This is a genomic window from Xanthomonas sp. XNM01, from assembly GCF_014851915.1.
GTDB lineage: Bacteria > Pseudomonadota > Gammaproteobacteria > Xanthomonadales > Xanthomonadaceae > Pseudoxanthomonas.
In genome coordinates, this window is sequence record NZ_JACVAP010000003.1 from 541,660 (window position 1) to 553,718 (window position 12,059).

Annotated in this window: 7 protein-coding genes; 3 read left to right on the forward strand and 4 right to left on the reverse strand. The window is 72.2% G+C overall.

The features are described 5' to 3' along the window. Position 1: 1 nt before the first annotated feature. Positions 2-2,182, forward strand: a complete 2,181-nt coding sequence (locus IB242_RS13730) for a TonB-dependent receptor (protein WP_192280282.1) — start codon at positions 2-4, stop codon at positions 2,180-2,182. Continuing rightward, positions 2,179-3,477: a M1 family metallopeptidase gene (locus IB242_RS13735; RefSeq protein ID WP_192280284.1), complete on the forward strand. Its 1,299-nt coding sequence runs from the start codon at positions 2,179-2,181 to the stop codon at positions 3,475-3,477. Before IB242_RS13730 ends, IB242_RS13735 begins: the two co-directional genes overlap by 4 nt. A gap of 24 nt (positions 3,478-3,501) precedes the next feature. Here the strand turns inward: IB242_RS13735 and IB242_RS13740 are convergent, their stop codons facing one another. Beyond that, positions 3,502-3,774 carry a hypothetical protein gene (locus IB242_RS13740; RefSeq protein ID WP_192280287.1) on the reverse strand — a complete coding sequence of 91 codons (273 nt, stop codon included), beginning with the start codon at positions 3,772-3,774 and terminating at the stop codon, positions 3,502-3,504. Between the two features lie 220 nt (positions 3,775-3,994). Here IB242_RS13740 and IB242_RS13745 point away from each other — a divergent pair, with 220 nt between their 5' ends. Beyond that, on the forward strand, positions 3,995-6,334 hold the full coding sequence (locus tag IB242_RS13745) for a PAS domain-containing protein (RefSeq protein WP_192280307.1): 2,340 nt from the start codon (positions 3,995-3,997) through the stop codon (positions 6,332-6,334). Positions 6,335-6,407: 73 nt separating this feature from the next. On the opposite strand, the gene IB242_RS13750 is transcribed toward IB242_RS13745, so the two are convergent. The 3 genes from IB242_RS13750 to IB242_RS13760 form a co-directional block, all read right to left on the reverse strand. Beyond that, on the reverse strand, positions 6,408-7,301 hold the full coding sequence (locus IB242_RS13750; RefSeq protein WP_192280310.1) for an NAD(P)/FAD-dependent oxidoreductase: 894 nt from the start codon (positions 7,299-7,301) through the stop codon (positions 6,408-6,410). Between the two features lie 345 nt (positions 7,302-7,646). Next, positions 7,647-9,113 (reverse strand): mannitol dehydrogenase family protein, encoded by a 1,467-nt coding sequence (locus tag IB242_RS13755; protein WP_192280313.1) that lies wholly within the window; start codon positions 9,111-9,113, stop codon positions 7,647-7,649. Positions 9,114-9,310: 197 nt separating this feature from the next. Then, positions 9,311-12,040, reverse strand: coding sequence for a beta-glucosidase (locus tag IB242_RS13760; protein WP_225540575.1), 2,730 nt, complete (start codon positions 12,038-12,040; stop codon positions 9,311-9,313). Positions 12,041-12,059: the final 19 nt, after the last annotated feature.

Genomic DNA, 12,059 nt, shown 5'->3' on the forward strand with positions numbered 1-12,059 from the left:
CATGCCTCCCGTTCCGCGCCGCCTCGCCCTTGCCCTGCTGGTCGCCACCGCGCCAGCAACGGCGCAGACCGTGGAGAGCCGTGCGAGCACCACCGGCACGATCGATCTGGACGCAGTGTCGGTCCAGGCCGCCCGCCATGATGCCCGGCGCGACGACACCGCCTCACGGATCGTGTTCGATCAGGACGCGTTGCGCAGGCATGGCGACACCACGCTGACCGATGCACTGAAGCGGCTGCCCGGGATCACCGTCGGCACGCCGGCACCGGGGCGCAGTGGCGCGATCGCGCTGCGTGGCATGGGCTCCGGCTACACCCAGATCCTCGTCGACGGCCGCCAGCCGCCCGCCGGTTTCGACATCGAATCGCTGACGCCCGACATGGTGGAACGTGTCGAGATCCTGCGCGCACCGACCGCCGACCAGCGCGGGGACGCCATCGCCGGCACGATCAACATCGTGCTCGCCGGCGGGCGCAGCCAGGACGGCGACGCGCTCACACTGGTTCTTGCCGGCACCTCCAACGGGCGCCAGCTGCCGTCGGCCAGCTGGCGGCACAGCCGCCAGCACGACAACCGCAGCGATGCGCTGGTCGCGACCGCCTCAAGGCGCGCATTCCTGGTCGAGGAGCAGGCTCTGGAGCGCGGATCGACCGCTGACGGCGTGCAGAACGTGCTGCGGACGTCACGGCTGCGCGCGGAAGGCAGCCGTCAGGCGCTGTCGCTGGCACCGACCCTCGACCTGCAGCTGGACGACGTCACCACCCTGCGCCTGCAGGGCAACGCCGAGATCAGCCGCTTCCGGCGCAGCACCGATATCGCCTGGGGGACGCTGCTCGGACCGATGCTGCAGCACGCCACCTATCTGCAGCGCACCGGCATCGACGTCGATCAGCTGCAGGGCAACGCCCGCTGGATCCGGGAGCTGGAGGACGGTGCGGGGATCGAGGCCGGCGTCCATGCCGGCGGCAACCGCGAACGCTATGTGTTCCGCGAGTACGGCCGCGACGTCGATGGCCAGCCCAGCCTGGAGGAACGCACCGACAGTGCGCTGCGGGTGCATGGCGTCGGCAGCAGCGGCCGATACACGCGGCAGGCGGGGACGCGGCATGGACTGGCATTGGGCTGGGAAGCCAGCCTGGACCGGCGTCGGGACGCCCGCCTGCAGGCCATCCACTTCTTCGGCCAGGCCCCAGACAGCAGCAGCGACCTGGAGTTCGATGCATCGGTGCGGCGCCTGGCACTGTACGCGCAGGACGAGATCGCGATCGGACCGACGTGGTCGCTGTACCTCGGCGCCCGTGGCGAGCGGCTGGAGACGCGCAGCGACGGCAACGGCTTCTCCGCCATCCATCACCGGCACCAGGTGCTGTCGCCGGTGCTGCAGTCGCTGTGGAAGCCGGGCGGCGACGACGGCGACCGGTTCCGGCTGGCGCTGGGCAGGAGTTTCAAGGCCCCATCGCTGGCGTCGCTGATCCCCCGGCCGTACACCACCACCAACAACCGTCCGACGAATCCGGACGAGATCGGCAATCCAGCGCTGCGCCCGGAGCTTGCGACTGGCGTGGACCTGGCATGGGAGCGCGGTAGCGGCGAAGGCCTGCGTCTCAACGCGGGCGGCTATCTGCGCCGGATCGAGGGCGTGGTGCGCACAGCCCTGCACCAGGGGGATGACGGGCGCTGGTGGGCCACGCCCGTCAATGGCGGCGATGCCACCGCGTGGGGACTGGAGGTGGATGGCGGCCTGCCGCTGTCGGTGCTGTTCGACGATGCGCCGGCGATCGACCTGCGTTTCAATGCCACCCGCGCCTGGTCGCGGGTCGACGATGTACCCGGCCCCGACAACCACCTGCCCGACCAGACCGCTTTCAGCGCGACCGTCGCTGCCGACTGGCGCATCGATGCGCGCTGGAGCGGTGGCGCCAGCTACAGCCATCGCAGCGGCGGCACGACCCGGATCACCGCTGCCCGGTTCGACCTGGCATCGACGGCACGCGAACTCGATCTGTACCTGCTATGGCGCACCGGCGACCGCGCCCGGTTGCGGCTGAGCGCCAGCAACCTGCTCGCACGCGACATCGGGAGCGGAGAGCGTCATGTCGATGCGGGTGGCAGCCTGGAGCTGCTGCGTCTGCGCCGCGCAAGCGCCACCTTCCGTGCCCAGCTCGAGATCCCGCTGCGATGACCGCGCCCCGCCTGCTGCCCCTGCTGCTCTGGATCCTGCCCGGCGTCGCGGCTGCGCAACCGGTCCCGGCGCGCACGCTGGATGTCCTGCACTACAGCGTGCAGCTGACGCCCGACATCCAGCGGCGCGCGCTCGCCGGACGGGTCGACATCACCGTGAAGGCGCTCGCCGACGGCGCCGACGCGCTGCTGCTGGATGTGGGCGCGCTGCGGATCGACAGGGTCGGCAGCTCAGGTGCAGCGCTCTCCCACACCGACGTCGATGGCCGGTTGCGCGTCGCACTGCCTCCGCTGCGCAGCGGGCAGCAGCGCAGGATCAGGATCGACTATCACGGCCGGCCCCGCTTCGGGCTGGAGTTCGCCCCGGCACGCGACGAGGTCTACACGGTCTTTTCGACCAGCCAGTGGATGCCCACGGTCGACGCACCGGACGAACGGGCAACGCTCGATCTCAGCGTGCGCCTGCCGGCGGGACTGCTCGCGGCAGGCACCGGCCGGCCGATGCCGTCCTCGGACCCGACCGTGCACCGCTGGCGGCTGGACACACCGATGCCGAGCTACGTCTACGGCTTTGCCGCCGGGCGCTACAACGCGCACGAGAGTGTCGTCGACGGCATCGCCCTGCGCGCCCTGTCCATGGACCACAGCCCGGCCGAGCTGCAAGCGATCGTTGCCGGCACCGGCGACATGCTGCGCTTCTTCGGCGAACGCGCCGGTGTGCCCTGGCGCGGAACCTACACGCAGGTGCTCGTCGAACGCACCATCGGCCAGGAACTGGCCGGCCTGTCGCTGCTGTCGGAGGCCTACGGCGCGGGGGTGCTTGCCGACCCGTCGAACATCGCCCTGATCGCCCACGAAGCCGCACATCAGTGGTGGGGCAACCTGGTCACATGCCGCGACTGGCGTCACTTCTGGCTCAACGAGGGCTTCGCCAACTTCATGGCCGCAGCCTGGATCGAGCGCCGCTTCGGTGGCCAGGCCTACGCACGCCAGGTCGCGCGCTGGCAGGCGCGTGTCGAGCGCCTGCGCGCGGAAGGCAAGGATCGTGCGCTGGTGTTTCCAGACTGGGATGCCCCCGGCGCCGACGACCGCGCGGTGGTCTACCAGAAGGGCGCCTACGTGCTGCATCTGCTACGCCAGGAGCTGGGCGAGGATGCGTTCTGGCGCGGCGTGCGGCGGTACACGCGGCGACATGCCGGCCAGGCGGTGGACAGCACCGATCTGCGCCGCGCGATGGAACACGCCAGCCGACGCGACCTGGGCGACTTCTTCGCACGCTGGGTGGACGGAACCTGAGCGGAGGCCGCGACCGCCCGGGCGTCACCAGCGCCGGTAGCGCCGCCGGGTCAGCAGGCTGGCCACGCTGTAGTTGATCGCCATCGCCACCGTGATCGCCAGGACCTTGACCAGGAAGAAGTTGCCCGGCACGCGGTCCAGCCACAGGGTCCACGGCATGCCCAGCGCGATCGCATAGACACCGGCCAGCGGATCGGAGACGCCGAACCAGCCGCTGCCGCGCCACATCAGCCAGCTCAGCGCGGCGATGCAGCACAGCCCGTAGATCACGACGACGATGCGCAGCAGGAACCGCATGGATGCTCCCGGGTCTTGGTCGATGACCGGGCGAGTATAGGCAGCGCGGGTTCAGGCGCCGTCGACGCGGGCAACAGCCGCGCGCGGCGGCGGGCCGGCGACGGGGGGGTTAACGCTGCTCTCACCGCGACCGGACTACATAGAATGGCCACGGCGCCCGCCGACGCCCCTGCCTGCGTCGGCGGCACGCGCCGGATCATGCAACCGGGATTGAAGTTCGATGGACGTCGCCACCGCGGTACCCGACTGCGCCGCAGGGGCGCTCCCGATGGCCGAGCGCATCCGTGCCTTCGACTGGGCCGCCACCGGACTCGGACCGATGCAAGACTGGCCGGCGCACCTGCGCGCCTCGGTCGACCTGATGCTGGCGCATGGCTTCCCGATGATCGTGCTGTGGGGGCCGTCGCTGATCCAGCTCTACAACGACGGCTATGCCGAGATCATGCAGGACAAGCATCCTGCCGGCCTGGGCCAGCCGACCTCGGTCTGCTGGCCGGAGGTGTGGCACATCAACGGCCCGATCTACGACCGCGTGCTGCTGGGCGAGACGGTCACCTACCGCGACAAGCTGTATCCGCTGGCACGCCCGACCGGGCTGCAGGACACCTGGTTCACGATCACCTACAGCCCGATCCGCGGCAGCGACGGCGCCATCGGCGGCGTGCTGGTGACCATGTTCGACACCAGCGCCGGCCAGCTGGCGTCGCGCGAGCGGGACCTGAAGGAGGCCGAACTGCGCGCGAGCGAGCAGCGTCTGGCGCTGGCCTTCAAGCTGCTGCCGGTCGGCGCGGCGGTGGTGGACCGGTCGGGCCGGGCGGTGATGTCCAACGACATGATGCGGACCTACCTGCCCAGCGACCGCATTCCCTCGCGCGACGACGCGAACGTGGCGCGCTGGCGCGGCTGGCATGCCGACGGCCGGCCGATCGCGCGCGAGGACTTCTCCACCGCGCGCGCGCTGCGCGGCGAGACCGTGGTGCCGGGCCTCGAGTTCCTGTTCACCCACGACGACGGACGCGAATGCTGGACCCGCATCACCTCGGCACCGATCCTCGGCACCGACGGCGAGGTCACCGGCGCGTTCTCGATCGTGGTCGACATCGACGAACTCAAGCGCGCGTCCGAAGCGCTGCGGGTCAAGGAGGAACGCTTCCGCCAGTTCGCCGCGGCCTCGTTGAACGTGCTGTGGATCCGTTCGGCCGACACCCTGCGGATGGAATTCGTCAGCCCGGCCTTCGACAGCATCTACGGCGTCGCCGGCGAAGAAGGACAGGCGCTGCGCGACTGGGCCGCGCTGGTGGTGCCCGACGACCGCGCCGCGGTGCTCGACGCGGTCGAGCGCGTGCGCGCCGGGCAGTCGGTCTCGCATGCGTTCCGGATCCGGCGTCCGGACGACGGCGGCTTCCGCTGGATCCAGGCCACCGACTTTCCGCTGTTCGACGCCGACGGCCGGGTCGGCCGCATCGCCGGCATCGCCACCGACGTCACCGAATCGCATCTGGCCGGCGAGCACCAGCAGGTGCTGCTGGCCGAACTGCAGCACCGGGTCCGCAACACCATGGCGATGATCAGCTCGCTGGTGACCCGCAGCCGCGGATCGACCGCCAGCGTGGACGAGTACGCCGAACTGCTGGCCGGGCGCCTGCGCTCGCTCGCGCGCACCCAGGCGCTGCTGACCCGCGCCGCCAACGCCGGCGTCGACATCCGCACCATCGTCGACGACGAACTGAAGGCGCAGGCGCATCGCGACTCCCAGTACGCCATCGACGGGCCCCCGATGCTGCTGTCGCCCAAGGCGACCGAGGTGCTGTCGCTGGCGATCCACGAACTCACCACCAACGCGCTCAAGTACGGCGCGCTGGCCTGCACCGAGGGGCGGGTCGCGGTGCGCTGGGAGACCGGCGAAGAGAACGGCCAGGCCTGGGTCCGCCTGCACTGGCAGGAACGGTGCGGCGCGGCCACCCGCCCTGCCGTACCGGAGCGGCAGGGCTTCGGCACCATGCTGATCGAGAAGCGGGTGCCGTACGAGCTCGGCGGCCGTGGCCGGCTGGAGATCGGCAGCGACGGCGCGACCGCGCTGATCGAGTTTCCGCTGACCGAGCGGTCCAGCGCATTCGAGACGCTGCCCCCGGTGGCCACCGACATGAGCGGCGGCGGCATCGACCTGCGTGGCGAAGCCGGGCTGGAGGGCATCCCGGTCCTGCTGATGGAGGACGAGTTCTACCTGGCGCACGACCTGGCCGCCGCGTTCGAGAGCGCCGGCGCGATCGTGCAGGGACCGTTCTCCGAAGCCGCCGTTGCGGCGACGGCGATCCGCGAACGTCCGCCGGCCTGCGCGGTGATCGACATCAACCTCGGCACCGGCGCGGATTTCAGTGTGGCCGCGGCGCTGGACGATGCACGGATCCCGTTCGTGTTCCTGACCGGCTACGACGCGGCGGCGATCCCGGCGCGCTACCTGGCCGTTCCACGGCTGGAGAAGCCGGCGCGTCCGCTGGAGGTCCTGCGCGCGGTGCGCCTGGCGCTGGCGCGCAGGCCAGCGGACGACGGCGGCGCCTGACACGGCAGGGGTCGCGGGGTGGTCGTGCGGACGGGCGCCTGCATCGCCTGGTCTGCTGCCGGCGCGACGGGCCTCAGTCGAGCAGCCCGAGCAGCGAGCGGTGCGCCGCCACCCCGGCCAGCGCACCCTCGCCCACCGCCAGCGGAATGCTGCCGGCCATCCGCGCCACGTCGCCGCAGGCGAAGACGCCACGCACCGTGGTCTGCTTGGAGGCGTCGGTGGTGATGCAGCCGCCGTTCTCGTGGCTGCAGCCCAGCCGCCCGGCCAGCGGACTGGCGCTGCCGGCCTCTGGCGAGACGAACAGCGCGTCCAGCGCCAGCACCCGCCCGTCCGCGAGCACGATGCCGACATCGCCCTCCACACGGACCACCGGCGTGCGTTCCAGCACCACGCCGCGCGCGGCCAGCCGCGGTGCAAGTGCGTCGTCGATCGCGCCATCTCCGCGCAGGAACCAGGTCACCGTGCCCCACTCGGACAGCAGCAGCGCCTGCGTCCCGGCATCGTCGGACAGCAGGCCGATGCGGCCCTGCGCGAGTTCGTAGCCGTGGCAGTACGGGCAATGGAACACGCCGCGGCCCCAACGCCCGGCGAGCCCGTCGATGTCCGGCAGCGCATCGCGCACCCCGTAGGCCAGCACCAGGCGCTGCGCGGCGACGGCATGGCCGGACGCACAGGCCACCACGAACCGGTCGGCGCGTTCCCGCCGCGCATCGACGGCCCGGTCGGCCCGCCACTGCACGGTCGGGTAGCGCAGCAGCTGCGCGCGCGCCCGTTGCAGCAGCTGCAGCGGACGTGCGCCGTCGCGGGTGAGGAAGCCATGCGAGCGTGCGGCGCTGCGGTTGCGCGGCTCGCCCGCGTCGATCACCAGCACCGTGCGCCGCGCGCGTGCCAGCTGCAGCGCCGCGGACAGACCGGCATGGCCGCCGCCGATCACGATCACATCGAAGGACTCTGGAACCGGCGTCATGGCGCTCCCGCTGACCGACGCGACATGCGGACGACGCATGTCTTCACCGGCTGCAGCCTGGGGCGTGCCCCGTACCGCCCGCGTCAAGCGGGCGCCACGACCTGCTGGCGTCTTTCGGCCCGCATCCCGACACCCGCGCCCTCCGCCGTGCCCACCCGTCCCTGCCGGTATCCGGAGACCTGCCCGCGCCGACCCGCGACCAGCCCGGTCATCGGCGACGCGCGCCCCGGAGACGCCATCGCGCGGCCGCCACGGATGCCCCGCCGACCGGCTGCGGGCGTGGCCTGCGTCGTCCTGCCGGTGGACGCGGGCACCGGTCGGCGCCGGTGACCCGGGCCGCCGGGATCAGGCAGCCGCCAATGCACGCGCGACCGTGGCCGGGTCGCCCTGCCCCAGCCGCGCATACGCCTCCTGCAGCGCCGCGACGACCTGCGCGTCGCCGGACACCCGGCCGAACACGCTGTCCAGCGCGAGGAACGCGGCCACGTCGTGCGCGGGCTCGCCGGTGCAGGCCAGGCCGATCGCGGTCAGCGGCGCGGCCAGCGGATCGACGATCTCCACGCCGTTGCGCGCCTGCCGCCGCACGAACTGCAGCCAGCCCGCCACCGGCAGGCACAGCGCGTCGATCGGCCGCCCGGCGGCACGCGCATCGGCGATCGTGCCGAGCAGGCGCACGGGGATCTTCTGCGAACCGTCCCAGGCGATCTGCAGCAGCCGGTGGCGGATCGCCGGATTGCGGAAGCGGGCCAGGATCGCGCCGCTGTAGGCCTGCGGATCGAAACCAGCCGGCGCGGCCAGCACCGGCGCGATGTGCTCACGCATCAGCCGCTCGACGAAGCCGGCCAGCACCGGCGTCTCCATCGCCTCGCCGACGGTCTCGATGTCCAGCAGCGCGCCCAGGTAGGCCAGCGCCGAATGCGGCGCGTTGAGCAGGCGCAGCTTGGCCTGGTCGTAGCCGGCGATGTCGTCGCTCAGGGTCACGCCGACGCGCTCGAGCGGCGGGCGGCCATTGCAGAAACGGTCCTCGACCACCCACTGCAGGTAGGCCTCGCGCTGGATCGGCCACGCATCGGCCAGGCCGAGCTGCGCATCGACCTTCGCCCGCAGCGCGTCGTCGGTGGCCGGGGTGATGCTGTCCACCATCGAACGCGGGAAGCTGGCGTTGGCGGCGATCCATTCGGCCAGCGCCGGATCCAGCCGCTGCGCGAACTGCAGCGTGGCCTGGCGCAGGCGCCCGCCGTTGTCGGGCAGGTTGTCGCAGCTGAGCACGGTGTAGGCGGCGATGCCGGCGGCGCGGCGCAGCGCCAGCCCGGCGACGAGATGGCCGATGGCGCTGACCGGCGCCTGCGGCGAGGCCAGGTCGTGGACGATGTCCGGATGCGCGGCGTCCAGTCCGTCCGGGCCCAGGCAGTAGCCCTTCTCGGTGACGGTCAGGGTCACCAGCCGCACCTGCGGGTCGGCCAGCCGCGCCAGCACCGCGGGCTGCTCGTCGCGCGCGCACAGCACCTCGCGCAGCGCGCCGATCACCCGCGTGGCCGGCTGCGCATCGAGCACGGCCAGCGCGTACAGCCCGTCCTGCGGACGCAGCGCATCGCGTACGTCGGGATTGCGCAGCGACACGCCGCAGATCGCCCAGTCCGGATCGATCGCCAGCAGGTCGTCGATGTAGGCCGCCTGGTGCGCGCGATGGAAGGCGCCGGGGCCGATGTGGACGATGCCGATCCGCGTCGCGGCGCGATCGTAGCCGGGCCTGGCGATGGTGGCCGGCAGCTGCGGCAGGGTGGCGTCGGACAGGCGGGAAGCAGGGGTCATGGCGGGGTGTCGCGGAGGAAAGGGAAATGGGCGGCATCGGCAGGACGGGAGCACCGCGTGCCGTCGCCTGTCGGTGCGGTCCTGCGCGGGCGCGCGCAGGCAGGAAGAACTGCAGCGGAGCCGGCGACGTCACCGCGTCGCCGGCTCCGCCTTCTCCGGGCCGTGCCGCCTGGAGAGAGGCGGCACGGCCGAAGCGCTCAGCGCGCGCCGACGGTGAAGCCGGCGCGGGCGCGGATGTCGGCGCTGGACGCGCCGATCTGGACCTCGTAGCGGCCCGGATCGACCGTATACGCCGCGGACGCCTCGTCGTAGACGCGCAGGTCGCGCGCCGGATTCAGCACGAAGCGCAGGGTCTTCTCCTCGCCCGGCTGCAGGTGCACGCGCTCGAAGCCGCGCAGTTCCTTCAGCGCACGCGTGCGTGTCGGCTGCTGCGGGCACAGGTACAGCTGCACGACCTCGTCGCCGGCGCGCTGGCCGCTGTTGCGGACCTTCACCGTCGCCACCACCTCGCCGTCGCGGCCGACGCGGCTGCGGTCCAGGCGCAGGTCCGAATACGCGAACTGCGTGTAGCTCAGGCCGTGGCCGAACGGATACAGCGGCGCGTCGGCGTAGTAGCGGTAGGTGCGGCCGGCCATCGTGTAGTCGTCGAAGGCCGGCATCACCGCATCGGCACGGTAGAAGGTCACCGGCAGGCGCCCGGCCGGATTGGTCCTGCCCAGCAGCACGTCGGCGACGGCGTTGCCGCCCTGCTGGCCCGGATACCAGGCCTGGACGATCGCCGGCACGTGCTGCTGCGCCCAGTCGATGGCCAGCGCGGAGCCCGAGGTCAGCACCAGCACCACCGGCGTGCCGGTCGCGTGCACCGCTTCCAGCAGCGCCCGCTGGGTCGCGGGCAGGCGGGTGTCGGTGCGGTCGCCGCCGGCGAAGCCCGGATAGCTGACGTCCATCTCCTCGCCTTCGACGTCGCCGGTCAGGCCACCGACGAACACCACCACATCGGCCTCGCGCGCGGCCTTGACCGCGTCCTGCAGCGGCTCGCCCGCACCCGGCAGGCGCCAGGCCAGGCGCACTTCGGCGTCGCGGATGTCCTCGAAGTACTCCAGGCGCAGATCGTAGGCGCGGCCGGCCTGCAGCTCGACCGGCACGCTCTTCCCGCGCAGCCGTGGCGCCGTGGTCCAATCCTCCATCAGCGGCTTGCCGTCCAGGAACAGGCGGAACCCGTCGTTGGCGGCGACGTTGAGCTCGTAGCGGCCGGACACCGGCGGCAGCAGCTGGCCGGTCCAGCGCACGCTGAAGCGGTCGCCGCCCAGCGACTGCTCCGGTGTCAGCTCGCCCCGGGCGACCAGATCGTCGGTCGGCCCGCCGCGGTCCCAGCGCATCGCCACCTGCGGATCGAGCCGGGTCAGCACCGGCGCGCCGCCCAGGTCGGTGCCGCGGAAGTACTCGCCTTTCAGGCCGCGCTCGCTGCTGCCCTCCGACGGACGCAGGTAGCGCGACTCGATCGCCGGCGCCGCCGACGGATCCTCGCGGCCCTCGACCAGGTCGGCGCCGCGCGCGTAGACGATCTGCGCCTGCGGCAGTGCTTCGCGCAGGCCCTGCAGCACGGTGACCGGCGCGGCCGGGGTGCCGTAGTAGTTGCCGAGCAGGGCCATCACGTCGTCCGCGGTCGGGCCGACCACGGCCACGCGCTTCACGTCCGGCTTCAGCGGCAGCACGCCGTCGTTCTTCAGCAGCACCATCGAGGCCTGCGCCGCACGGCGCGCGAGCGCGTCGTGCTCCGCCGACTGGTTCACCGAGTACGGAATCGCCGCCCACGGCACCTGCGCCGGCGGGTCGAACATGCCCAGGCGGAAGCGCGTGCTCATCAGCCGCACCAGCGCGGTGTCCAGCTTCGCCTCGTCGATCAGCCCGGCGCGCACCGCCGCCGGCAGGGCGGCATAGGTGTTGCCGCAGTCCAGGTCGGTACCGTTGGTCACCGCCAGCGCGGACGCGGCCTCGGCAGTGCCCACGATCCTGTGCTCGGTGTAGATGTCGCGCACCGCGGCGCAGTCGGCGACCACGTAGCCGTCGAACCCCCAGTCCTTGCGGAGGATGTCGTCGAGCATGCGGCTGGCCGAGGCCGACTCGCCGTACACGCGGTTGTAGGCGCCCATCACCGCGGCCGCCTCACCCTCCTCGACCAGTGCTTCGAACGCCGGCAGGTAGGTTTCGTAGAGGTCGCGGCGCGAGGGATGCACGTCGAAATGGTGGCGGTCGGCCTCCGGACCGCTGTGCACCGCGTAGTGCTTGGCCATCGCATCGAGCTTGCGGTAGCCGGTGGCCGGATCCTCGGCCTGCAGCCCGCGCACGAAATGGATGCCGATGCGCGAGGTCAGGTACGGATCCTCGCCGTAGGTCTCCTGGCCGCGGCCCCAGCGCGGGTCGCGGAAGATGTTCACATTCGGCGACCAGAAGGTCAGGCCCTGGTAGCGGCCGCGCTTGTCCTGGGCGAGGAAGGCATGATGCTTGGCACGCGCCTCGTCGCCGATGGCGAGGGTGACATCGTCGATCAGGCCGGTGTCGAAGCTGGCCGCCAGGCCGATCGCCTGCGGGAACACGGTCGCGCCGCCGGCACGGGCGACGCCGTGCAGCGCCTCGTTCCACCAGTCGTAGGCCGGCACGCCGAGGCGTTCGATCGCCGGCGCGGCGTTCTGCATCTGCGCGGCCTTCTCCTCCAGCGTCATCCGCGCGACCAGGTCGGTGGCGCGCTGCTCGAAGCTGCGGCTGCGGTCCAGCCAGGGCCGCGCGTCGTTGCTCTGCGCCTGCAGCGCCGGTGCGATCGCCAGCAGCAGCGCGGATACCGCTCCTGCCAGCCGCCATGGACGCGGCCGCGCCGTGGTCGCTGCCGCCCTGGTGTCGCGCCGTACCGGCGCCCGCATCGTGTGCATCCGCTGTTCTCCCTTGCTG